Source organism: Oceanobacillus sp. B139/18, from assembly GCF_055524595.1.
Window position 1 is genome coordinate 383,948 of the sequence record NZ_JBVFXI010000004.1, and the last position, 23,158, is coordinate 407,105.

22 protein-coding genes and 1 riboswitch are annotated in these 23,158 nt (G+C 38.7%); of the genes, 16 read left to right on the top strand and 6 right to left on the bottom strand.

What is annotated here, in order from left to right:
• The first annotated feature begins 75 nt into the window (after nucleotides 1-75).
• From xylE to ACZSMY_RS14535, 7 genes are all read left to right on the top strand, one after another.
• Nucleotides 76-1,488 (top strand): D-xylose transporter XylE, encoded by a 1,413-nt coding sequence (xylE, locus tag ACZSMY_RS14505; RefSeq protein ID WP_042531766.1) that lies wholly within the window; start codon nucleotides 76-78, stop codon nucleotides 1,486-1,488.
• Between the two features lie 271 nt (nucleotides 1,489-1,759).
• On the top strand, nucleotides 1,760-2,770 hold the full coding sequence (locus tag ACZSMY_RS14510) for a LacI family DNA-binding transcriptional regulator (protein ID WP_226894752.1): 1,011 nt from the start codon (nucleotides 1,760-1,762) through the stop codon (nucleotides 2,768-2,770).
• Nucleotides 2,771-2,795: 25 nt separating this feature from the next.
• Nucleotides 2,796-3,551, top strand: a complete 756-nt coding sequence (locus ACZSMY_RS14515) for a DeoR/GlpR family DNA-binding transcription regulator (RefSeq protein WP_193062874.1) — start codon at nucleotides 2,796-2,798, stop codon at nucleotides 3,549-3,551.
• Between the two features lie 183 nt (nucleotides 3,552-3,734).
• Nucleotides 3,735-4,031 carry a PTS sugar transporter subunit IIB gene (locus tag ACZSMY_RS14520; RefSeq protein WP_193062876.1) on the top strand — a complete coding sequence of 99 codons (297 nt, stop codon included), beginning with the start codon at nucleotides 3,735-3,737 and terminating at the stop codon, nucleotides 4,029-4,031.
• 2 nt (nucleotides 4,032-4,033) lie between these two features.
• Nucleotides 4,034-4,339 (top strand): PTS sugar transporter subunit IIA, encoded by a 306-nt coding sequence (locus ACZSMY_RS14525; RefSeq protein ID WP_193062877.1) that lies wholly within the window; start codon nucleotides 4,034-4,036, stop codon nucleotides 4,337-4,339.
• Nucleotides 4,340-4,575: 236 nt separating this feature from the next.
• Nucleotides 4,576-5,595 (top strand): Gfo/Idh/MocA family oxidoreductase, encoded by a 1,020-nt coding sequence (locus ACZSMY_RS14530; RefSeq protein WP_042531775.1) that lies wholly within the window; start codon nucleotides 4,576-4,578, stop codon nucleotides 5,593-5,595.
• 34 nt (nucleotides 5,596-5,629) lie between these two features.
• On the top strand, nucleotides 5,630-7,222 hold the full coding sequence (locus tag ACZSMY_RS14535; RefSeq protein ID WP_042531777.1) for a solute:sodium symporter family transporter: 1,593 nt from the start codon (nucleotides 5,630-5,632) through the stop codon (nucleotides 7,220-7,222).
• A 64-nt stretch (nucleotides 7,223-7,286) separates the two neighbouring features.
• On the opposite strand, the gene ACZSMY_RS14540 is transcribed toward ACZSMY_RS14535, so the two are convergent.
• From ACZSMY_RS14540 to ACZSMY_RS14550, 3 genes are all read right to left on the bottom strand, one after another.
• Nucleotides 7,287-8,711, bottom strand: a complete 1,425-nt coding sequence (locus ACZSMY_RS14540) for a sugar porter family MFS transporter (protein ID WP_042531779.1) — start codon at nucleotides 8,709-8,711, stop codon at nucleotides 7,287-7,289.
• Between the two features lie 107 nt (nucleotides 8,712-8,818).
• Nucleotides 8,819-9,706, bottom strand: a complete 888-nt coding sequence (locus ACZSMY_RS14545; protein ID WP_256705671.1) for a sugar phosphate isomerase/epimerase family protein — start codon at nucleotides 9,704-9,706, stop codon at nucleotides 8,819-8,821.
• 150 nt (nucleotides 9,707-9,856) lie between these two features.
• Nucleotides 9,857-10,996, bottom strand: coding sequence for a Gfo/Idh/MocA family protein (locus ACZSMY_RS14550; protein ID WP_212928672.1), 1,140 nt, complete (start codon nucleotides 10,994-10,996; stop codon nucleotides 9,857-9,859).
• A gap of 221 nt (nucleotides 10,997-11,217) precedes the next feature.
• Between ACZSMY_RS14550 and ACZSMY_RS14555 the strand changes: the two genes are divergently transcribed.
• Entirely contained in the window at nucleotides 11,218-12,057 is an 840-nt protein-coding gene (locus tag ACZSMY_RS14555; RefSeq protein ID WP_042531786.1) for an AraC family transcriptional regulator, read from the top strand.
• 101 nt (nucleotides 12,058-12,158) lie between these two features.
• Nucleotides 12,159-14,090 (top strand): fructose-bisphosphatase class III, encoded by a 1,932-nt coding sequence (locus ACZSMY_RS14560; RefSeq protein WP_042531788.1) that lies wholly within the window; start codon nucleotides 12,159-12,161, stop codon nucleotides 14,088-14,090.
• 197 nt (nucleotides 14,091-14,287) lie between these two features.
• Here ACZSMY_RS14560 and ACZSMY_RS14565 read toward each other — a convergent pair whose 3' ends face one another.
• Entirely contained in the window at nucleotides 14,288-15,520 is a 1,233-nt protein-coding gene (locus tag ACZSMY_RS14565; protein WP_042531789.1) for a CynX/NimT family MFS transporter, read from the bottom strand.
• Nucleotides 15,521-15,754: 234 nt separating this feature from the next.
• Entirely contained in the window at nucleotides 15,755-15,943 is a 189-nt protein-coding gene (locus ACZSMY_RS14570) for a zinc ribbon domain-containing protein (RefSeq protein WP_379542154.1), read from the bottom strand.
• Between the two features lie 203 nt (nucleotides 15,944-16,146).
• On the opposite strand from ACZSMY_RS14570, the gene ACZSMY_RS14575 reads away from it, so the two are divergent.
• The 4 genes from ACZSMY_RS14575 to ACZSMY_RS14590 all read left to right on the top strand — a co-directional run bounded on the left by ACZSMY_RS14575 (nucleotide 16,147) and on the right by ACZSMY_RS14590 (nucleotide 18,891).
• On the top strand, nucleotides 16,147-16,671 hold the full coding sequence (locus ACZSMY_RS14575; RefSeq protein WP_042531794.1) for a GNAT family N-acetyltransferase: 525 nt from the start codon (nucleotides 16,147-16,149) through the stop codon (nucleotides 16,669-16,671).
• A gap of 68 nt (nucleotides 16,672-16,739) precedes the next feature.
• Nucleotides 16,740-17,387, top strand: a complete 648-nt coding sequence (locus ACZSMY_RS14580; RefSeq protein ID WP_212928668.1) for a phosphoribulokinase — start codon at nucleotides 16,740-16,742, stop codon at nucleotides 17,385-17,387.
• Nucleotides 17,388-17,421: 34 nt separating this feature from the next.
• Entirely contained in the window at nucleotides 17,422-17,847 is a 426-nt protein-coding gene (locus tag ACZSMY_RS14585; protein WP_042531798.1) for a GNAT family N-acetyltransferase, read from the top strand.
• 180 nt (nucleotides 17,848-18,027) lie between these two features.
• Nucleotides 18,028-18,891 (top strand): YitT family protein, encoded by an 864-nt coding sequence (locus ACZSMY_RS14590; protein WP_042531800.1) that lies wholly within the window; start codon nucleotides 18,028-18,030, stop codon nucleotides 18,889-18,891.
• Between the two features lie 278 nt (nucleotides 18,892-19,169).
• Here ACZSMY_RS14590 and ACZSMY_RS14595 read toward each other — a convergent pair whose 3' ends face one another.
• A complete protein-coding gene (locus tag ACZSMY_RS14595) occupies nucleotides 19,170-19,472 on the bottom strand; it encodes a hypothetical protein (RefSeq protein ID WP_341172536.1) in 303 nt (100 codons plus the stop codon).
• A gap of 396 nt (nucleotides 19,473-19,868) precedes the next feature.
• A riboswitch (SAM riboswitch) is annotated at nucleotides 19,869-19,969 on the top strand.
• A 117-nt stretch (nucleotides 19,970-20,086) separates the two neighbouring features.
• Between ACZSMY_RS14595 and ACZSMY_RS14600 the strand changes: the two genes are divergently transcribed.
• From ACZSMY_RS14600 to ACZSMY_RS14610, 3 genes are read left to right on the top strand one after another with little or no spacing between them, the layout of a single operon-like run.
• On the top strand, nucleotides 20,087-21,139 hold the full coding sequence (locus ACZSMY_RS14600) for a homocysteine S-methyltransferase family protein (RefSeq protein ID WP_465147921.1): 1,053 nt from the start codon (nucleotides 20,087-20,089) through the stop codon (nucleotides 21,137-21,139).
• 26 nt (nucleotides 21,140-21,165) lie between these two features.
• Nucleotides 21,166-21,915 carry a cyclase family protein gene (locus tag ACZSMY_RS14605; protein WP_042531811.1) on the top strand — a complete coding sequence of 250 codons (750 nt, stop codon included), beginning with the start codon at nucleotides 21,166-21,168 and terminating at the stop codon, nucleotides 21,913-21,915.
• A 35-nt stretch (nucleotides 21,916-21,950) separates the two neighbouring features.
• Nucleotides 21,951-23,057: a 5-methyltetrahydropteroyltriglutamate--homocysteine S-methyltransferase gene (locus tag ACZSMY_RS14610; protein WP_042531813.1), complete on the top strand. Its 1,107-nt coding sequence runs from the start codon at nucleotides 21,951-21,953 to the stop codon at nucleotides 23,055-23,057.
• Nucleotides 23,058-23,158 lie beyond the last annotated feature (101 nt).

The following is a 23,158-nucleotide window of genomic DNA, read 5'->3' on the forward strand; positions in this document are numbered from 1 at the left end:
TAAGGCGCTGTTTCCTTCATATGAATGACAACGCTTTCCGGGAAGGTATTTAAAAAGGGGAAGAGGGGTAAATACATGAAGAAAAATACAAGATATATTGTTACATTAACATTGATTGCCGCTTTAGGAGGATTATTGTTTGGTTATGACACAGCTGTTATTTCTGGAGCTGAGCAATCCTTGCAAGTGTATTTTATGGAGAGTCTCGGCCTAGGGACATTCGCACATGGATTAACCGTTTCCAGTGCGTTAATTGGTTGTATTGTCGGAGGGTTAATCAGCGGATTTCTTTCTAACAGAATTGGACGCAAAAACTCCCTGTTAGTAGCTGCTGTATTATTCTTCGTTTCTGCTCTGTTATCGGCTTATCCTGAATTTCTATTCTTTACGAAAGATAACCAGACAATGGGACTTTTCATTATGTTTAATTTTTATCGTATTATCGGTGGAATCGGCGTAGGTTTAGCGTCGGGACTTGGACCTTTATACATTAGTGAAACATCTCCCGCGAATATTAGAGGGAAATTGGTAACATTAAATAATTTAGCGATTATATTCGGGATGTCTTTTGTGTATTTTGTTAACTGGAGAATCGCAGCGGGGCAGGAATTAAGCTGGATTCATGATGTAGGCTGGAGGTATATGTTTGCTTCAGAAGCAATACCAGCCCTGTTATTCTTTGGATTGTTATTCCTTGTTCCGGAAACACCAAGGTATTTAATCTCTAAAAATAAAGATCAAGAAGCACTGACAATACTTGAAAAAGTGAATAACTCGAAGGAAAAGGCAAACGCAATTTATCAAGAAATCAAACAAACCGTTGATGTAAAAAATGTTCGAGTGTTTTCTTATGGGAAATTAGTTGTCATTGTTGGTATTTTATTAGCTGCATTTCAACAATTTGTAGGCATCAATGTTATCTTATATTATGCTCCAAGAATTTTTGCGGAAATGGGTGCGAGTTCAGATGGATCGATGTTTCAAACGGTAATCATCGGAATTGTTAACTTTATCTTTGTATTAATTGCAATGCTGTTAGTTGACAGAGTTGGAAGAAGATTATTAATGATTGTAGGTTCCGTTGGTATGGCTGTAGGAATGTTTGGTGTTGCTGCACTAGCATATCTTGATCAAATGGGGATTGGCGCACTTATCTTTATCTTGATTTTTGTGGCATTCTATAATCTATCATTTGGTCCGTTGATGTGGGTATTAGCCTCAGAACTGTTCCCTAATAAGGTAAGAGGCCAGATTATGGCAATCACTGTTGTGGCAAACTGGGGTTCGAATCTGTTGATATCTTCTACGTTCCCGTCTTTATTAGAATTTGGGGCAGGATTTGCTTATACTTTCTATGGCATTATGTGTGTACTCGCGCTATTGTTTGTTCTAAAGCTTGTCCCTGAGACAAAAGGGAAAACATTAGAAGAAATTGAAAAGTATTGGGAAGATAAACAGGCGAACTCGCAGCAGAACAAAGCTGTGTAGGGAAACAAGATAGAATGGAAAAAAAGCTTGGTGTAGTTTGCGACTATATCAGGCTTTTTTAGCAGGTAAGAAAGTATAAACTTTCTTACTGCATAAGTGTAACTAAGGTTGTCACCTAAAGGCCTGGTGACAACCAAGTTTTCTAATGATTTTAAAGAATAGTGAAATAAGAACCGTTTTACATCTATGGCGTACTCAGGTTGTTTACTGTAGAATTAAAGTTACTTAATGATAAGAAAACGATACATGATAAGAAAGTAGGGAAATGTTCTTGAAAGAGAAGCGACCGACAATTTATGATGTAGCTAAAGAGGCTGGAGTTTCTATTTCCACCGTTTCTAAAGTAATGAACGGCACGGGCAGTATTGCAGATAAAACGAAGAAAAAAGTAGAGGCAAGTATGCAGAAGCTAAGTTATCAGCCAATTGCTGCACCTGCATTGCAGAAAAGGCTGCAAACAATTGGATTATTAATTCCATCTATCGCTGATCCTTTTTCTGCAGAAATTGCCAGGAAAATTGAAGATAATGGACGCAAATATGGGTTCAGCTTAATTGTTTGCAGTACAGATAATAATCTTGTTAAAGAAAAAGAGTATATTGCTATTCTTCGTAAAAAATATGTAGATGGTATTATTATTGCGACCGGCTTGAAAAATGCGAAGGCGTTACAGGAGTTGAAAAACAGTAATATTCCTATTGCGCTTTTATCCCGGGAAGTTCCTTCGCTGCCTTTGAATACAGTTTTAGTAAATGATTATTTAGGAGCTTATGAAGCAACCTCTTATTTAATAAAAAAAGGTCATCAGCGGATTGCGATGATAACAGAGGATATGTATTTTTCATCTGTAAAGGCAAGGGTAGACGGGTATAAGCAGGCGTTGGAGGATGAGCAAATGGAAGCGAGCAAATCACTTATTTCAATAGATAATTCCAGCTTTATGGATGCTTCGCAGTCAGCTGGGAAGCTGGTTAACATGCAAGAGCCGCCAACGGCAATTTTTGCATCTACAGAACCTTTGGCAATTGGTGCCATGCAAGGAGTTCGGGAAGCAGGTCTGATGATTCCTGATGATGTATCTATTGTTGGTTTTGATAATTCTATTCTGGCTCAAATGTGCTACCCTCAGTTAACAACTGTTGCACAACCGACGGAGGAGATGGCTGAAAAAATTGTTCAGCTCTTAGTAGAGGAAATAAATGGAACGGAAAAAGTGAAGCAGCGAATCGTATTAGCTCCGAGATTAGTGATTCGGGGGACAGTGGGGGAAGGTCGGCAGTAATAAATTCTTAGAAGGAGAATGCTATATGATGAAAGCGCAGCGGGTAACTGCAATACTTGAATATGTGAAAGAAAAAGAATCTGTATCACTTGATGAACTTGTAGATCGATTTGGGGTTTCTAAAAATACAATCCGACGGGACATTCAGGAGCTTGTAGATGAAGAACAATTGGTGAAGGTTTACGGCGGGGTGTCTATTTCAAAACCGCTGACCGTTCCGTATCAAGACCGGAAAGTTAAGCAATTCCATGAAAAACAAAAGCTTGCAAAATTAGCAGCGGAATTTATTGAGGATGGGGATATTATATTTCTTGATTCAGGAACCACTACCGTAGAATTGCTTGATTTTATCAAGTATAAAAATATTACTATTGTGACCAACAATCTCGATTTCACATTGGATGCCAGTGCTTATCCCAATTTAAACATTTATTCAACAGGCGGGGTTTTCGAGCGTTCTACAAGATCTTACGTCGGAACAGAAAGCGCAGAAGTAATCCAAAAATATAATTTTAATAAAGCTTTTATGGCTTCGACAGGACTTTCACTGGATAAAGGAATAACGAATTCATCTCCTTTAGAAACACAAGTAAAGGCAAAAGTAATCCAAAAAAGTGAGCAAGTATTTATTCTTGTAGACCATACAAAATTTGATAAGTATGCATTGACTACCTATTGTAATTTTGATGACATTGATTATTTAATAACGGATCAGGAACCTCCGAAAGCATATATAACACATAGTGAACAAAATCAATATGAAGTAATTTATCCAAATTGATTTTGTAATACTCTTCATAAAAAATGATTGTATGCAGAAAAATTGCATTCTTAGGGTAAACTCTTTAATATAAAATAAAACTTCACACTGTGAAAGGGTGCACAATCATCAAGAAATTTCTATTTCCATATTTTAATTGCACGAATCAGTGTGACGAATATAACTAAAAAAGAGGTGTAACGGATGGAAAAAGTGATTGTAGTATGTGAAGCAGGGATCACAACCAGTTTATTAGTAAAAAAATTAAATGAACTTGCGCAAGAAAAAGGGCAAGGTATCGATATTCAATCTAAAAGTCTGGAAGAAGGCTTGGATTACGTGAAAGAGCATAATATAGATGTTGTATTATTAGGGCCCCAAATTCATCATAGCGCTGAGAATTACGAAGCATCAACAAATGCAAAAGTCGCTAAAATTTCAGTGAAAGACTATAACAGCATGAATGTTTACAGCATTTTTGAACAGATAAGAGAGGCGTAACAATGGCGATCGATATAGAAGTATTTATGCCTTTGATTACAGAAGCTTCTCAAGCAAAAACGTTAGCTTATCAGGCATTAGGTCTTGCAAAAGAACAAGATATAAAAGGATATGAAGCAGGCATCGCTGATGCTAAAAAGCATTTGATAGCTGCTCATAAAAAACAGACGGAGCTTTTGCAACTGAACAGCCGTGAGCAGCAGACAGATATCAATATTTATGTCATTCATGCGATGGATCATGTGACAAATGCTCAAATGATTTGTGATATGGCGCAGGAATTAGCAGAGCTTCATTTAAAAAAATAAATCATAGAAAAAGATTATCCTGTAATTGGTATATGCCATTACAGGATTTTTTTATGAAAAAAAGAGGTGTCCAGCGAATTTAAACATGCAGATACTAATCAATTGATTACAAAAGATAACAATAAATTAATCATAAATTGATAGAAACTTGACTAAATATTAATTTTTATAATAGTATATAACATAGTAACAACGTAAGTGAACATATCTATAAGTTTAACAAAGGAGAATTTCAAATGAAAACGCTTAAAATTGGTGTTGCAGGATTAGGAAGACTAGGACTGATTCATGCAGAAAATATCTATAATCTAAAAGGAGTCGAATTGACAGCGGTTTCTAATTTAGATGAGGAAGTAAATAAACAGGTAAAGGAAAAATATAAAGTCCCAAATGTTTACACAAATTATGAGGAAATGCTGGAACAAACGGAGTTAGATGCTGTTTGCATTGTTACACCTTCTGGATTCCATACAGAGCATATTCGTTTAGCATTGAAGAAGAATTTGCATATTTTTTGTGAAAAGCCAATTGGTTTAGAAGTAGAAGATATCAAGCAAACGATAGATGAAATTGAGAAAAGTGACCGCATTTTTCACTTAGGATTTATGAGAAGATTTGATGAAGATTATCTATATGCGAAAGAAATGATAGATAGCGGACAAATTGGAGATATTTCGTTAATTCGTTCCTATAGTATTGATCCAATCCAAGGGTTAGACAGCTTTGTCAACTTTGCTAAGAAGAGTCCAAGCGGCGGGCTGTTCCTGGATATGAGCGTCCATGATATTGATGTGATCAGATGGCTGACCAAATCAGAAATTTCGACTGTTTGGGCAACAGGAACGAATAAAGCTGCGCCGGAATTGAATGAGCTGAATGAATTGGAATTAGGAACAGTTACTATGAAATTGGACAATGATGTAACCGCTTTGCTGGTGGCTGGCCGTACAGCTTCCCATGGTTACCATGTAGAAACAGAAATTATTGGAACCAAAGGCATGCTGCGGATTGCTGCATCTCCTGAAAAAAATAAAGTAGCTGTATTTAATGAGCATGGTGCAATCCGCCCATCCTCGCAGCATTTTCCTGAACGATTTGCAGAAGCGTATGTAAATGAATTAAAGGACTTTGTCCGCTGCATTCGTGAAAATCAGCAGCCTGAAGTAACTGCTCTTGATGGGTTACGCGGAACAGAGGTAGCGTTAGCATGCCAAGAATCATTTGACGGGAATAAATTGGTGGATATTCACTATTAAAGGACCATGCATATCATTTTAGGGGGAGAATAAAATGAATTTATTTAGTATTATCAGTTTTGTTGCTGTGTTGGTATTGATTTATCTCTATGCTTTTTATCGTACAAGAAGTATCGATAAAAAAGATTCAGAGGGTTACTTTTTAGGCGGGCGTTCCCTTGTCGGAACAACGGTTGGGATGACCATCATTATGACTAACCTATCGACAGAACAGCTGGTAGGACAAAATGGTCAAGCCTATGTAGCTGGTATGGAAGTGATGGCTTGGGAAGTAACTGCCTCCGTTGCTATCGTTATGTTAGCGTGGGTATTTTTACCAAAATATTTCAAATATGGTGTCAATACAATTTCTGACTTTATTGAAATTCGGTATGATACATTTACCAAAAGAATTGTATCTATTTTGTTTATATTTACTTACATTGTCAGCTTTATGCCCGTGGTTTTATACTCTGGAGCTTTGATTTTTAATGATTTATTTGGAATTGAGCAGCACTTGGGAGTCAGCAGAATAACAGCTGTGATTATTATCTCAACAGTTATTGGTTTAGTTGGGGTAACCTATTTATTTGTCGGCGGACTCTCCCTGATTGCTCATAGTGATTCACTATATGGCATCGGCTTACTTCTTGGCGGTCTGACCATTACGGTGTTAGGCATCATCGCACTTGGTGAAAATAGCTTCTTCGCTGGTCTGGATAACTTTTTAACAAGCCATCCAGAAAAATTAAATGCTTGGGGTGCACTGGACTCGCCAATTGTACCGTGGCCAACATTATTTTTAGGAATGTTGTTCAATAACTTGTATTTCTGGTGTACAAACCAAATGATTGTTCAAAAAGCACTAGCCGCGAAAAGCTTAAAAGAAGCGCAAAAAGGCGCTATGATTGTCGGGTTCTTTAAAATTTCCGGCATGTTTTTCTTAGTTATTCCTGGTGTTATCGCCTACAATATGTTTGGTGATGGCATGCAGATGGATCTTGCTTACCCTGCATTAGTAGCAGAAGTGTTACCAAACTGGGCTGCCGGTCTGTTTGGGGCAGTAGTGTTTGGAGCAATTATGAGTTCTTTCGTTGGATCGTTAAGTGCAACGGTCACTTTGTTCAGCTTAGACTTTTATAAACCGGTAATTAATAAACAAGCAACAAACCGTCAAATCGCAAAAGCAGGAAGAGTTTTAACGATTGTCATTGGTGTTATTGTTGTTCTTGTTGCACCATTAATCTCTTTATTCCCGCAAGGATTATATGCAGTTATCCAAGAGTTTAACGGGTTGTATAGTATGCCGCTTTTAGCAATTATTCTAGTCGGCTTTTATTCTAAAAAAACATCTGCAACCGGTGCAAAGATTACATTGATTTTCCACATTGTTGTATATGCATTGTCTAAAGTTGTTATTCCGGATATTCATTATCTATATGTTTGGAGTGTCCTGTTTTTAGTAGATTTAGCTATTCTATATTTCTATAGCCAAAAGAAACCATCTCAGGAAGATTTCCAATTCGACAAATATACAAACAAAGTCGATATCACTCCTTGGAAGCATGTTAGATGGGTTGGTATTCTGATTCTGGTTGTTGTTGTCGCATCCTATATTGTCTTTTCTCCACTTGTATTAGCTAATTAATATATTTAGAAAGCAAACATCCATGTTAAAGATGTTTGCTTTCTTTTGTGTTGATTAACTATTTTTACAATACTGCCTTTTTATCAGTGCTATTATCTTCCCAAATATGCTCTAACTCTTCCAATGTTTTTCCTTTCGTCTCCGGAACATACTTCCAAATAAAGATAACAGCAAGCACACTCAATGCACCGTAAATCGAGAATGTCATTCCGCCTAATACATCATGGATTGGCGGGAACGTGGAAGAAATCGTTAAGTTGGCAATCCAGTGTAATGCAGTTGCGATAGATACAGCTTGTCCGCGAATGCGGTTCGGGAATATCTCGGATACAACAATCCATGTGACCGTACCCCAGGTTAACTGGAAGCTCGCTACATATAACAGCATGAAGATCAATGTTGAAATGCCAAAGACTTCAAAGTATGCCAGGATAGCAACCATAAATAAGTTAAAGGCACAAAGTATGGAACCGCCGATGAGCATCGGTTTTCTTCCTATGCTGTCTACTAGAAGAATCGCTGTTGCCATAAAGACTACGTTCACAATACCTACAATTACCGTTTGCAGCATCGAGGCGGATTGTTCTGCTCCCAGCTCTGCAAAAATACGCGGTGCATAATAGAGAATAACATTGATTCCAATCAGCTGCTGAAAGATAGCGACCATAATCCCGACAAACAAGACAAGTTTGCCGTACGTAAAGATGCTGATTTTTTTAGCTGATTCAAAGCGGACGGATTCTTTGATATCTGCTAATATAGCCTGTGCTTTTTCCTTTGATCCATTTACTTTCTCTAGTACAATGGCTGCTTTATCGTATTCCTGCTTCAATGCCAGATATCTTGGGGTTTCTGGTACGGATAATAGTAATATGAAAAAGAGCAGAGCAGGTACTAACTCCGAAGCAAACATATATCTCCAGCCAAAGTCATCAATCCAAGCAAGTGATTGACCAGAAGCAATATTTAAGTTAACGATATAAACAATCAGGGCACCGATTCCGATGGATAGGGTATACAATGCTACATATTTACCGCGGCTCTGCTTTGGTGTTAATTCACTGATGTAAACTGGCGCAATGGCTGATCCGATTCCAACGCCAACTCCCCCGATAACACGGTAGATGTTAAACATGAATAATAGGCCGAGTGTCGGATCATCCTTTGTGAAAAACAGAATTTCTGGATACGCACTGGTGAAAGCGGATACAGAAAATAGTAATGCTGCTAAGATCAAGGTCTTTTTTCTGCCGATCTTATTTGCTAGAAATCCAGAAATGAATCCGCCAATCACGCAACCGATCAAGGCACTGGATACCGTAAAACCATGTGTGAAGGAACCTAGACCCAGCGGCTCAATCAAGTATTTTTGTACGGATTGCTCTGCCCCGGAAATAACTGCTGTATCATATCCAAATAAGAATCCTGCTAATGCGATAATCGGCACGACGGTGAGAATATAGCGGTTATTATTTTTTGGTTTACTCATTTTATTTCCTCCCATTTTTAATACCATAATAGCTATTAAATGAGAGATACCATGAAGTAATTCTTCATGATATCTCTTTTTCCTGAGATTGTTTTCTCTCTATTTGGTCACTGCCTTTTCTTAATCAGTCCGTCTACATAATCATACGTTCTTTTCGCAATCGGATAAGGCTTATCAAATGGGGCAGGGTACATATCCTGCTCAACAACTGCCCATCCATCAAAATCAATATCCTTCAAGACATCGATAAAGGCTTCAAAATCAACGACCCCTTTTTCCGGCTCGCACATAATATCCTCACTGACTGCTTTGGCAAAGGACCAGTTTTCCTTTTGCATTTTTTCTCTTACTTTCAAATCACAGCTTTTAATATGCAGGTAGGGGATACGTTTGTGGTGCTTGCGCATAAATGCAACTGCATCCCCGTCTGTATACGCATGATGTCCTGTGTCCAGACAAAGCTTCACATCACTGTCCTGCAGCAATCTTTCAATTTGTTCTTCTGTTTCGATATGGCTTTGCGCATGCGGGTGGAAAACAACCTCTAAGTCATATTTGCTTTTTGCATGATTTTTGATTTTATCTACATGGTTGACGAACTGCTTCCATTCTGCATCATTTAATTCTGGTGAGCGGACAAGCTCTCCGGTAAATAAATCCGTATAGCAATCATCGATTAGCACAACATATTCTGCTGTTGGAAATTTCAATTGCAGCTCGCTCATTTTATCCAGCTGCTGGATCAGTTCATCCGTACTTGTTTCAGATGTTAAATCACCTACCAGCGTGGTTGCTACTAAATCTAATTGACGCTTGTCCAATTCTGCTTTTAATTTGCTGTATTCATTCGGCAGATAGCCCCATGGACCAAGCTCCAGACCGCTGTAGCCGGCGTCGGCCATTTCGTCTAAGCAGCGCTCCCACGGTGTTTGTTTATCATTTTCCGAAAACCAAACTCCCCATGAATCTGGCGCGGAACCTAATTTAATGTTCATACGTAACTCCTCCTGGCATATATTGTTATCGCAATGTAACGATCCGATTGGTTTAACTGTTATTCAGTGGGGGATAGGACTTCTGGTGAATGAAGCTTCATTTTATCACGGAGAACCGTCCGAAAAACCCCCACTGAGTGTAGTTTCGTTTTATACTTGAACTGTATTTTTTACTTGAACCCAATTTTTCTGTTCTGCTGATTTTAAAATAGCACTTACGGTTTGATCGATTTTCGCCCCGAATTCAAAATCACATGTGTACGGTGTGTTTTTCGTTACAGCAGATAATAATTCATGCGCCTCCAATATTTTCATGTCATTGTAATTGATGGAGATTCCAGCAGCTGGATGGAATGCGCTGTACCCTTTGTGCTCCGGGTTTAATAAGACGGTGCGGAAGCCGCGGTCTGCCTCATTATCGGAAGTGAAGTAAACATTCACTTCATTCATTCTTTCCAGCGTATAGTGAACAGACCCTTTTGTACCCTGAATTTCATAAGCTAAATGATTTTTACGGCCGGAAGCAATTCTGCTGGAAGAAATCGTTCCAATTGCACCGTTTTCATAATTGGTTAAGAAAGAGATAACATCTTCATTTTCTACCTCTTGTAATTCCTCCGAACCGGCTTGAGCCGGGCGTTCTTTGATAACGGTTTGGGAGATTGCATTGACACTTTCCATATCTCCTAAAATATATTGAGATATACTTAGTAAGTGAGAGCCAAGATCTCCTAAAGCACCGGAACCGGAGAATTTATTGATATGTCTCCAGGTGATTGGAAGCGATTCATCTAATAAACCATCCTGGTCATATGTTCCAGTGAATTTAACAATCTTGCCTAGTTTTCCGGCTTCCACGAGTTCTTTAACATAAGCGTTCGCAGGATTCATTACATTATTATAGCCAACATAGTTAACGACACCTTTTTCTTTGGCAAGCTCTGCTAGTTCAACCGATTGTTCTGCTGTCAGTGTTAATGGTTTTTCACAATAAGTATGTTTTCCATTCTCTAAAGCAGCTTTAGCAATGTCGTAGTGAAAAGCGTTTGGCGTTGCAATGTCAACTATATCAACATTTTCATCTGTGACAATATCCTGCCAGTCGGTGGTATATCTTGAGAACCCAAGCTGATTGCAGGCTGCCTGTGCCGCTTCCACGCTTACGTCCGATACCACTTCAAATACAGGTTTTCCATATTCAGGCCCGAAAGCCATTAAAGCGTTTACAAATGAGTTGCTGTGAGCTTTGCCCATCCATCCTGCACCGACTAATCCAATTCTTACATCCATATTAAATACCTCCTAGGTAACTTTTTGTTAAGTTTTTATTAACTCTGTTTCTAACTAGAATACTATTATAGATTTTTAGACAAGTCATTAGTTAATATTGCTTTAAAATTTAAGAATCTTGCTCTTTGGTATTTTGGTGTTTTATTTGATATACTTTATAAAATAGTTTTCCAAACAGCCGCGGGCTGTAGTAAGTATGCTGAATCTAAGGAGCTATGCATATGCAAATTGAAGATAAAGGAACCGTAGAGCCATCGAAAATGTATTTTGCAATGACCAATGAATTTGCAAAAAAAGCACTTTATTATGTGATCAATTCCGGCAGGTTTTATTGCAATACAAATTATCAAATTAGAAGAGAAACACTGGACAGCTTCCTGTTTATTTATGTCAAAGAGGGGAAGCTGGCAATTCAATATGACGGGCGCTCTTTTGTTGTTCAGAGCAATTCCTTTGTGTTTTTAGATTGTCATCAACCGCATATGTACAGAGCCATTGAAAATAGAACGGTATTTGACTGGTTCCATTTTTCTGGGAATGCTAGCAAAGCATACTTTGAGCTGCTTTATGCGAAAAATGGCTGTGTGTATAAGCTTTATGAGCAGCATATTTTGCTGAATTTGATGGAGAGAATTATAAAAATGACGGAAGAAGATAATGTGGAGGAGCATCTCGCTTCGATTTATATTCAACAGATTTTATATGAGCTGAATCAGTATTCTAATCCATCCGATCAGCAGATGGAACATAAAATAAAACAGGCGATTGCTTATATGGAGGATGCTTTTCAAAAGGATATCAAGCTGGAGGACATTGCGAGCTATGTATACTTAAGTCCATATTATTTTTCAAGAGTATTTAAAAAATCGATGGACAGCTCGCCGATTCAATATTTGATTAACTATCGGGTGAATCATGCGAAAAAGCTGCTGCATCATACCGATTTATCCATCGAAGAAATTGCAGCGGAATGTGGTTTTAATAGTGCTTCTCATTTTATAACAACATTTAAGAAAAATGTGGATATGTCTCCAAAGCAATTTAGAGCTATCTTTTTTTAGGGGAAAATGTATTGCAGTAACGTATGACTACTGCAATACTTACATAAAAGTGTTATACTATTTAAAAATAATGTGGCACAATTTGAAGGGAGATTCTGAGGGTGGATACAAAATACCTTGATTTATTAGCGGAGAAATTTGATAGGGAAGAAAAGGTAGTTACCGAGCTTATCAATTTAGAATCGATTATGGATCTGCCGAAGGGAACAGAGCATTTTGTAAGTGATTTACACGGGGAGTACCAAGCCTTCCAGCATGTTTTACGGAATGGCTCCGGAAAGGTAAGAGAGAAGATAAATGATATTTTCAAAGATACCTTATCAGAGGAAGACATTAATGATTTTGCAGCGCTTGTCTATTATCCAGAAGATAAGCTGAAGCTCATTAGGCATCAATTCAATTCAAAGCAGGCATTGGAAGAATGGTATGCAGAAAAAATCCAGCATATGATTCACCTGATTGCCTATGCGTCCTCTAAATATACGCGTTCCAAGCTGCGTAAGGCGCTGCCGGAACAGTTTGTTTTTATTGTGGAAGAGCTATTATATAAAACAGATGAATATACAAATAAGAGACCTTATTATGAAAAAATTATTGAAAAAATCATCTCGCTTGGCCAGGCCGAAAAGCTGATTATCGGCTTATCGTATACAACGCAGCGTCTGGTTGTTGATCACCTGCATGTGGTTGGAGACATCTATGATCGTGGGCCGGAGCCGGATAAAATTATGGATACACTGATTGACCATCATTCGGTAGATATACAATGGGGCAATCATGATGTTCTGTGGATCGGTGCGTATGCTGGCTCCAAAGTATGTTTGGCGAATATTATCCGGATTTGTGCCCGCTACGATAATCTCGATATCATAGAAGATGCTTATGGCATTAACCTGCGGCCGTTACTTACGTTAGCAGAAAGATATTACGATGATAATCCGGCATTTCGTCCGAAAAAAAATCCAGATCAGAACAACTCGGATCAGGAAAGACTGCAGATTACCAAGATTCATCAGGCGATTGCTATGATTCAATTTAAATTGGAAAGTCCGATTATTAAACGCCGGCCTTTTTTCAATATGGAAGAAAGACTTGTATTGGAGAAAACCGATTACGAGAAGCAGGAAATCACCGTTTATGGTAAAACGTATTCGCTGGAAAATACATGTTTTGCTACCGTGGATCCTGCTGATCCTGCCAAGCTATTGCCGGAAGAGGAAGAAATCATTGACAAACTGCTGCTCTCTGTACAACAATCAGAGAAGCTGAAAAGACATATGAATTTCTTAATGAAAAAAGGAAACCTATATCTTAAATATAATGGCAATCTGTTGATTCATGGCTGTATGCCTGTCGATGAAAATGGGGATATGGAACCGATGGTGATTGAAGGAAAAGCATATAAAGGGAGAGAGCTGCTGGATAAATTTGAAACCTATTTGCGTCATTCTTTTGCAGATAAAGAAACAACGGATGATTTAGCGACAGATATGGTTTGGTATTTATGGACAGGAGAATATTCCTCTCTCTTTGGAAAACGGGCAATGACGACGTTTGAGCGTTATTTTATTTCCGATAAGGCATCCCATAAAGAAGAAAAAAATCCTTATTATTATTTGCGTGAAAATGTAGAAATGTGCCAGAAAGTACTGGAAGAATTTGATTTGGATCCGGAACAAGGGCATATTATTAATGGACATACACCGGTAAAGGAAATTGATGGGGAGAACCCAATCAAAGCAGACGGGAAAATGATTGTCATCGACGGCGGGTTTTCCAAAGCCTATCAATCTACCACGGGGATTGCCGGCTATACTTTATTGTATAATTCATTTGGAATGCAGCTCGTCGCCCACCAGCATTTTAATTCAAAAGAGGATGTGGTTTTAAATGGAGCGGATGTTTTATCTGTCCGCCGGGTCGTAGACAAAGAGCTGGAGCGGAAGAAGGTTCGGGAAACGAACATCGGAGCTAAGCTGCAGGATGAAATTGACATGCTGAATCAGCTGATGGATTATCGTTATATTAATTGAGGAATGAGATAAACGGGTTATCTGAATGTCATTATTTAGATAACCCGTTTTTTATAAGGATGCAAGGTTGTCAGAGTATTGACTTTCTTCCCGGCAAATTTCTTTAATGGTAATACTGATAAAAAATTTATGGTGGTAAGAAAAATAGACGCTGCCTCCATAGATAGAGGCAGCGTCTATTTAAATAACTCAATAAATTATTTTGTTGCGGGTTCTTTATTCGATTCAAAGGAAATCTTTTCGTTCTTCCCTGCAATGGTTCCGAGAAAAGCGATAATCAGAGCTGCAGTCATTAAAATAATAAACGGCACCGTCCAGCCTCCCGTTTTGTCAGCAATGGTTCCAAGGAAAAGCGGTCCTGTAGAAGCGACAATATATCCTACAGATTGGGCCATGCCGGACAATTGCGCAGATTCCATAGCAGAATTAGTACGCAGGACAAAGAACATCATGGCTAAGCTGAACGCCGTCCCGGCACCAACACCTGTTAATACAAGAAAGACAATAATTAAATGGGATGAAGTGAAAAGCGTTCCCAACAAACCAAAGAAAAATAATAATCCGGCGCTGCAGCCAAGCAGCCGCTGATTCTGCATCCTTCCGGCAATAATTGGTGCAATAAATGTTGTTGGGATCAGTCCGATTTGATAAATGGCAATTAACCATCCGGCTTCACTTTCCCCAAACCCTTTCGAAATAAAGATATCCGGAAGCCACGTAAATAAACTGTATGGTATCAGTGATTGCAGTCCCATAAAAAAGGTGACGGCCCAGGCAATCTTTGATTTGAAGATAGCTTTCGATGGCTGGCTTTTGACGTCGACAAACACTTTTTTGCCAGATGAGCGTCTGGCAGGCAGCCGCAGTAATAAGACGACGACAGCGGCTGCGGATAGGAGGCTCCATATTTGCATCGCATGTCGCCAATCGAATCCGGATATGGAAGCAATCGGTACGGAAATACCAGAGGCAAGTGCTCCGAATGCATTCATTGAAACAGAATAAATCCCAGTCATCAGCCCCATGCGATAAGGAAAAGTAGACTTAATCAACCCTGGCATCAGGATGTTTCCAACTGCGATTGCCATTCCAGTTAAAATTGTGCCAAAAAGCAACAACTCCATTCCGCCATTTGCCCGAATAAATACACCGATGGACAGGAAAACCATCGCAATCAATAGTGTTATTTCCATTCCAAGTTTGCCAGATATTCTTGGGACAAAGGGAGAGAACAAGCCAAAAGCAAGTAATGGCAGCGTGTTTACCAGTCCAATCATGGCATTGGAAGCTTCCAGTTCTCCGCGGAAAAGTGGAATAAGCGGACCAACAGACGTGATTGGTGAACGCAATGTGGCTGCAATCAATAAAATTGCCAAGAGTAATAAAACGATATAGTATCTTTTTGCAAAAGATTTTTTTGATAAATGCATAATAAATAGGCTTCCTTTATAATGTATTTAAAAACATACAGAGAATCATTCTATCAAAAGAGATTAGTAAATGTAAAGAGATGCTTTTCGTCTGTACAGTATATTTATATAGAACAGCAGATAAAGCGTTTATGCGTAAAAAGAAACATGGCTCAAGGAACCATGCTTCTTTTCTGCTGCAAAAAACTTAGAAAGAAATCAAATTTAATTATCTTATCTTGTTTTCCGAGTAAATTATCCTCCAAAAAATAAATCAAATACATTGCTCGCTGTAGAACTTTCTGTATTGTAAAATTCGGAGTAACCGCAATCCTGACAATAGACAACCGTAAATCGATTATGCTGCACATCAAACACCTTGGATAAACCTGAACCGGTCATGGATACATCCTTTTTATCTGCATTTCGGCTTCCGCATTTCATACAGCCTTCACCTGTTCTCAATTTCATCACCTCTTCAATAAATTTATACGTATAAAGCTATTCCTTGGTTTCACCTCCTTTAAACGTACTTTATTACCGGAAAAATAAAAATATTTGCTATAATTAGAGTCTGACTTAGAATGTTTCTAACTATTGTACGGCAAGCGAAAAGTAATGAGTAAAGCGATTAAGGGAGGGGCAGGATGGTTTTGATTAGAAAAGCAGATGTTACGGATGCAGGCGCAATTGGTAAAGTAAGTGTAGAAAGCTGGCAGACAACTTATCGGGGAATTATGGCAGATAGGGTTTTAAAACGATTATCAGTGGAAGATAGGGTAGAAAATTGGAAAGATACCATTCAAGCTGATGAAAGCACTACATTTGTAGCTGTAGATACGGAGGAACAGATTGGCGGATTCTTGAATATAGCGGTAAAGGAATCAGCTGATTCAGCCCGTATCGGTGAAATTACAGCCGTTTACTTGCTGGAAAACTGGCAAGGGCAAGGAATAGGGAAAATGCTATTATTAACTGGCTTTACATGTTTTGTAGAGCAGTCTATCTATACTGTCCGAGTTGAAGTTCTGTCGGAAAATGACAGCCGTTTGTTCTATGAACAGTTCGGTGCAGAAATGATTGAAAAAAAGAATATTCAAATTGCTGATGACGTGCTTGATTTACTTGTATATGAATGGAAGGATATCAGTAGTATTGTGAAAATGAATTAGCCGTTGTGTTTGGCTGTGAGATGTATGAAATGACTAAAAATAAAATGTAGGGATGGAGAGGGAAAACGATGAATAATATCATACAAGATTTGACGGAATGGATAAACAGGCAGGAAAAACATATCATTATCGGTATTACAGGGCACGGAGGAGCCGGAAAGACGACATTTGCAGACCAATTGAAGCAAGTTTTCTGCCAGGATGCAAATTTGATATGTACAGATCCGTATATCGTCCATTCAGCGCTTCGAAGAGACACTCAAATTACGTATACTTTTCAAAATGAAGTCCGTACGGCTAAGATGACGGCCTGCCATCCTTTGGCTCATTATACAGAAGCGTTGGAACGTGATATACAAATGACGCTTGCAGGTATGAAATGGAGCACAATCGATAGAGATTATCTACCGAGTAAATTAATCGATCCAAATAAAAAACTTACTATTTTTGAAGGGATGAGTGTGGCATTTATAAACCCTGATTATTTAGATTTGCAAATTTACCTTTATACGGATGGACAGACCGAATTAACCCGTCGTTCCAGTCGGGATACTACGGAACGAAATCGAAATCTGGAGAATATACAAAAATCACATCAGGAAAGAAGAATACAATACAGCCATTTTATGCATCCATTGAAAGAGAAGGCAGATATTATTCTTTTTACGGATAAACAAGGGATGCATATAGAGAAACAGCAATTATCAATCGAATAATCAAAGCTTATTTTATGGGGAAGGGGCTTTATTTATGGAAATAAAGGAATTAACAACAGAACAAGCATGGCGGGAGGCGTATAAGGTAATGCGTCAATTGCGAGTGCATCTTGATGAATCCGGCTATCTGGAACTTGTAAAAGAAGCAGTGGAGGTAGATCGTTACCATTTAGCCGCTTTGTACGAAGGAATGAAAATGGTTGCTGTTGTCGGGTTTAAACCAATGACCACACTGTATTATGGCAGATTTGTATGGGTATGTGATTTAGTAACAGATGAACATAGTCGTTCGAAGGGGTATGGAGAACAGCTCTTGAAATTTGTCCATCAATGGGCAGAGCAACATAATTTTTCATCTGTTGCTTTATCGTCAGGCTTGCAGCGTCAGGATGCACATCGGTTTTATCAAAAAAGAATGGGGTATTCGAAGGTGAGTTATGTTTTTAAAAAAGAGCTTTAATGATAGAGCATGTCCTTATCACGTTATACATTTTTCACCTGCAAAATAGTTGAGTTTGAAATCGAGAAGCGTATAATAAATAATATTAAAAAAAGTACAGGTTATTCCATGTGAAATGTGGGAACCTAAACACATTGGAATTTAGGGTAACAAAATGTATGACGAAGAAAGGAACATTGGATGAAGAAAGCACAATCGAAAAAAACAAGAAAGGCAATGCTTTTTTCAAGAGGATTGATTATTATCATCGGCGGGTTCATTACTGCGTATGGACTAGAAGCTGTATTGATACCTAATAATGTTTCTGATGGCGGTGTAACCGGGTTAAGTATTGTCGGTTCGCAGTGGACCGGATTGCCATTAGGAATCCTGATTGCTATTTTAAACATTCCCTTTATTTACTTAGGATATAAACAAATCGGCAAGAGTTTTGCAATCTTCTCTATCCTCGGTATTGCTTCTTTGGCTATAAGCACCAGCCTGATGCATCATATTCCAACTATTATTGAAATCGAAGGAGATACCCTGCTTGTCACTGTTGTCGGCGGGATCATTATTGGATTTGGCATGGGACTGGCACTACGTAATGGAGGAGCGTTGGATGGGATTGATATGCTTGCTGTATTATTATCCCGAAAGCTGCCTTTTGGAACGAGTGACTTAATATTATTTCTGAATTTATTTGTATTTATCGTAGTGTCCACGGTGTTTGGATTAAGAGGGGCCCTGATGTCCGGTATTGCTTATTACATAGCTTCCAAGGTCATTCATATTATTGAAGAAGGATTAAGCAGTACAAAAGCAGTTTATATCATTACCGAGCATGCAGATGAGATGATGAAAGAAATTGGCGACCGGCTGGGACGTGCCTGTACATTACAGCATGTAGAAGGCGGCTACTCCAAAAAGGAATTTAAACAAATTAAATGTGTGATTACACGACTGGAAGAAAGTAAAATGAAAGAAACGATTCAAGATATCGATGCCACTTCATTTGTAACTGTCTATGATGTGTCAGAAGTACGCGGCGGTAATTTTAAATAAAGCATCGACTTCTCTTAAATCAAAAAAGGCAGCCAATGAATCCATTTCATTGGCTGCCTTTTGATTAGTATAGGGTGAAAAAGCTTATTGTACGAAGGGGTACACGATAGCTTATGATTTTGCTCTGAATATATCCGCAACTGCATGAAATACCTCAACACCTTGATAAGTGAAAACGGACAATGCAGTCAGTGAAAAGAACCCAATAACAATTAATCTGAAAATCATCATAGTTTTTGCCTCCTCTTTTAATTTTTAATTTTTTTATTAAAAGAGGCTTAAACCACGAAATTGGATTGATAGAAAACAGGTGTCAGCAGCTGTTTCGTACGGTTGACCCGCACAATCGTAGTGAATAAACAGAGACTGCCTAATAAGAATAAGGTAATGACTAAACCTGGACTTGCTATAAATGATTTATCTTGCTGGTCATTTCCGCCAACGCCTAAATCAGGTGATGATTGGGAATCAATCAGCATTTCATGATCGGTGAGAACGTAGCTGTGATGTACACCTGGGAATAATTGTGTCATTGGCAAAAGGATAATCATTAAAGCAATCATCAAATATCTATTCAACATCTACGCCCCCTTCCGTATGATAAATATATTTTTTGATTCGATTTCTTAAAGCGAAAGAATTAATTATACCAATAATGAAGAATAAATTCAATATAATGTCTACATGTTTTAGAATTAATTTGTATTATATGCTTATTTTTCGGGTGTGTCTATACTTTTTGAACATTTTATGAATTTTTCTCCATGAAATTAACATTCCTTTTTTTTTTACGGAATTTAAACATCTGCTTAGAGATATAAAGCCGTGCGTGTTTGGAACTTCTCTCTATGATATGAGATATTTACAAGATTCATTCAAACCGATTCAAAAACCGCTGAAATATTTTTAAAATTTCTTATTGACATGGAATTCAAATAGATATATAGTTATCTACAACAAATAAATAGCAATACATTTTCTTATCCAGAGAGGTGGAGGGACTGGCCCTTCGAAGCCTCGGCAACAGACTTATAAAAGAACTGTGCCAATTCCAGTAGCGTTAGCTAGCAGATAAGAAGAGACATTGATATCGTACTCAAAACCTCTTCTTTCTGAAAGAAGAGGTTTTTTCGTGTCTATATCGACTTATCCGCAGCGAACCAAATAATTAAAAGCTTACAGGAGGAATGGAACGATGGCGAAAAGAAGTTTGGAAGAGCGATTAAAGCAAGGAACAGTTATTGCAGGGGAAGGATATTTATTTGAATTGGAGCGCAGAGGGTATTTGCAGGCGGGCTCCTTTGTACCCGAAGTAGCGCTGGATAACCCGGAAACGCTAAAGGCAGTTTATCGTGATTACATGAAAGCAGGTTCCGATGTAGTGCTTGCCTTTACATACAACGCACACCGAGAAAAAATGCGCATTATCGGTAAAGAGGACTTATTAGAGCCTCTAAATAGAAATGCTATTAAATTAGCGAAGGAAGTAGCAAAGGAACATCCGACAGAGGAAGCTCTGTTTGCAGGAAATATATCGAACACCAATATTTTTAATCCGGAAGATCAGGAATCCAAGGATAAAGTCAGAGCGATGTTTAATGAAATGGTTTCATGGTGTAAGGATGAGGATGTTGACTATATTAACGGAGAAACTTTTTATTACCATGAAGAAGCATTGATTGCTTTAGAGGAAATTAAAAAATATGATTTACCGGCAGTTATTACCTTGGGATTAATGGGTGAAAACATTTTACGTGATGGTTACACAGTGGAAGAGTCATGTAAGATTTTAGAGGATAACGGCGCCTTGGTTGTTGGGATGAACTGTTTCCGGGGGCCGGACACGATGCAGCCGTATTTAGAAAAGATTCGTGACAAAGTAGACGGGTATGTTGGAGCACTGCCGATTCCATACCGGACAACAGAAGAGAATCCAACCTTCTTTAACTTGCCGGATGGAGGGTGCAGCTGTCATTTACCAACGGAAACAACCTTCCCGACTTCTCTGGATCCGCTATATCATAACCGCTATGAGCTGGCAGAATGGGCGAAACAAGCACATAGCATCGGCGTGAATTATATCGGTTTATGCTGTGGAGCTTCACCGGCAATGCTGCGTGCGGTTGCGGAAGCTGTCGGCATCGAAACAATTAATTCAATTTATTCTCCAGATATGCATAAACACTTTTTATTTGGTGAAGATGAAACATTGCAGGATCATATCACAGATTACAAAACAAAAGCGTAAAACAATATATTGGGAGGCGGCTTATCATGACAGTTACCAAAGAAAATGAAATCTTACACGCGTTAGAAACACTAAAATCAAAAACATGGGTAGATTTAACACATACATTCGGTCCTAATTCGCCGCATTTTGCCGCATTTAAAGATGCCGAGTTTGAAACATTATATACGCATGATGACGGGTTTTTCGCACAGCAGTTCAGTGTTTCCGGACAATATGGCACACATATTGATGCACCTATTCATTTTGTTCGTGATCAGCGCTATTTAGAGGAGCTGGATTTAAAAGAAGTTGTCCTCCCAATCGTTGTGATTGATAAATCAGAAGCGGCCGGAGAAAACCATGATTATATTTTAACGGTGGAGGACATTTTAGCTTTTGAAGAGGTGCATGGAAAGGTTGAAGCGGGTACATTTGTCGCGTTACGGACAGATTGGAGCAAGCGCTGGCCGGATAAAGGTGCATTTGAGAATAAGGATGAGAATGGAGACAGTCATTTACCCGGATGGGGGCTCGATGCTCTGAAGTTCTTATTTGAAGAAAGACAGATTAAAGCAGTGGGTCATGAAACGTTTGACACGGATGCGGCTGTGGATGCCAGAAAAAATGGTTCATTGATCGGCGAGTATTATGTATTAGAGCAGGATACTTTTCAAGTAGAGCTGCTGACGAATCTGGATCAATTGCCGGCAAAAGGAGCTGTGATTTTCAATATTAGTCCCAAGCCTGAAAAAGCAAGCGGTTTTCCAGTTCGATCGTTTGCCATTTTGCCATAATAAATACTATCTACCAAAAAGGGAGAAGGAATAACATGACAAAAACAGCAGTGAAAGCACCATTTCGTGCAGACCATGTCGGAAGTTTATTGCGGCCGGAACGGATTCATCAAGCTAGAAAGAACTTTCAAGAAGGAGCTATTTCCAAAGCGGATCTTCATCAGATTGAAACAGAAGAAATCAAACGTATCGTAGATAAGCAGATTGAAGTCGGCTTAAGCGCTGTTACGGACGGGGAATTCAGACGCCGCTTTTGGCATACGGATTTTCAAGAGCATCTAAACGGTGTGGAAGGATATGTGCCGGATACAGGATTTCAATTTGTTGGAGAAGAAACAGAACGCTATAATGTGCGTGTCACAGGAAAGGTTTCCTTTAATCCGGATCACCCGCATGTTAAGGAGTTTGTGGAATTCAAAGAAATCGTCGGAGACCGTGCGATTGCCAAACAAACGATTCCAAGTCCGAATCAATTATTTGGGAAAGGAATTGTAAATCCCGAGGTTTATCCAAGTATTGCAGAATATGCAGAGGATGTCATCCAAACCTATCGTGATGCAATCAAAGCTTTTTATGATGCGGGATGCCGCTACCTTCAGCTGGATGATGTGTATATTGCGGGGTTAAATGTAGAGAATTTCCCGACAACGGAAGATGGAAAGGACCGTCAGTATTTTATTGACTTGGCACTGTATGTACTAAACAGCGTGTTGGAAGACAAACCAGAAGATTTGATGATTACCACGCATCTTTGTCGTGGAAATTATCGTTCGAAATGGGCATTTGAAGGAAGCTATGCAAAAATAGCCCCTACTTTATTTGCCAAAGAAAAAGTAGATGGTTTCTTCTTGGAATATGATGATGACCGCTCTGGCGGTTTTGAACCGCTGGATTACATTCCAAATGGCGGACCGCGTGTAGTATTGGGTGTATTTACTTCAAAACATGGGGAATTAGAAGATAAAGCAAATATTAAAGCAAGAATTGAAGAAGCGTCGCAGTATGTTCCAAAAGATCAGCTATGCATCAGCCCGCAATGCGGCTTTGCATCGACCCATCATGGGAATCTGTTAACAGAGGAAGAGCAATGGAACAAGCTGAAATATATCGTGGATACGGCTAAAGAAATATGGGGAGAATAAAAAACACGTTTATAAAGAAAAATGCGTTATCACATTGTATGGAAAATAAATAAACAACCAAACAGGCTGAGGGAGATTGGAACCCTTGAGCCTGTTTTTTC

Excerpts from the sequence above, each read along its gene's own strand:
- xylE (WP_042531766.1), top strand. The coding sequence starts at position 76 with ATGAAGAAAAATACAAGATATATTGTTACATTAACATTGATTGCCGCT.
- ACZSMY_RS14515 (WP_193062874.1), top strand. The coding sequence starts at position 2,796 with ATGATGAAAGCGCAGCGGGTAACTGCAATACTTGAATATGTGAAAGAA.
- ACZSMY_RS14520 (WP_193062876.1), top strand. The coding sequence starts at position 3,735 with ATGGAAAAAGTGATTGTAGTATGTGAAGCAGGGATCACAACCAGTTTA.
- ACZSMY_RS14525 (WP_193062877.1), top strand. The coding sequence starts at position 4,034 with ATGGCGATCGATATAGAAGTATTTATGCCTTTGATTACAGAAGCTTCT.
- ACZSMY_RS14530 (WP_042531775.1), top strand. The coding sequence starts at position 4,576 with ATGAAAACGCTTAAAATTGGTGTTGCAGGATTAGGAAGACTAGGACTG.
- ACZSMY_RS14535 (WP_042531777.1), top strand. The coding sequence starts at position 5,630 with ATGAATTTATTTAGTATTATCAGTTTTGTTGCTGTGTTGGTATTGATT.
- ACZSMY_RS14540 (WP_042531779.1), bottom strand. The coding sequence starts at position 8,711 with ATGAGTAAACCAAAAAATAATAACCGCTATATTCTCACCGTCGTGCCG.
- ACZSMY_RS14545 (WP_256705671.1), bottom strand. The coding sequence starts at position 9,706 with ATGAACATTAAATTAGGTTCCGCGCCAGATTCATGGGGAGTTTGGTTT.
- ACZSMY_RS14550 (WP_212928672.1), bottom strand. The coding sequence starts at position 10,996 with ATGGATGTAAGAATTGGATTAGTCGGTGCAGGATGGATGGGCAAAGCT.
- ACZSMY_RS14555 (WP_042531786.1), top strand. The coding sequence starts at position 11,218 with ATGCAAATTGAAGATAAAGGAACCGTAGAGCCATCGAAAATGTATTTT.
- ACZSMY_RS14565 (WP_042531789.1), bottom strand. The coding sequence starts at position 15,520 with ATGCATTTATCAAAAAAATCTTTTGCAAAAAGATACTATATCGTTTTA.
- ACZSMY_RS14570 (WP_379542154.1), bottom strand. The coding sequence starts at position 15,943 with ATGAAATGCGGAAGCCGAAATGCAGATAAAAAGGATGTATCCATGACC.
- ACZSMY_RS14575 (WP_042531794.1), top strand. The coding sequence starts at position 16,147 with ATGGTTTTGATTAGAAAAGCAGATGTTACGGATGCAGGCGCAATTGGT.
- ACZSMY_RS14580 (WP_212928668.1), top strand. The coding sequence starts at position 16,740 with ATGAATAATATCATACAAGATTTGACGGAATGGATAAACAGGCAGGAA.
- ACZSMY_RS14585 (WP_042531798.1), top strand. The coding sequence starts at position 17,422 with ATGGAAATAAAGGAATTAACAACAGAACAAGCATGGCGGGAGGCGTAT.
- ACZSMY_RS14590 (WP_042531800.1), top strand. The coding sequence starts at position 18,028 with ATGAAGAAAGCACAATCGAAAAAAACAAGAAAGGCAATGCTTTTTTCA.
- ACZSMY_RS14595 (WP_341172536.1), bottom strand. The coding sequence starts at position 19,472 with ATGTTGAATAGATATTTGATGATTGCTTTAATGATTATCCTTTTGCCA.
- ACZSMY_RS14600 (WP_465147921.1), top strand. The coding sequence starts at position 20,087 with ATGGCGAAAAGAAGTTTGGAAGAGCGATTAAAGCAAGGAACAGTTATT.
- ACZSMY_RS14605 (WP_042531811.1), top strand. The coding sequence starts at position 21,166 with ATGACAGTTACCAAAGAAAATGAAATCTTACACGCGTTAGAAACACTA.
- ACZSMY_RS14610 (WP_042531813.1), top strand. The coding sequence starts at position 21,951 with ATGACAAAAACAGCAGTGAAAGCACCATTTCGTGCAGACCATGTCGGA.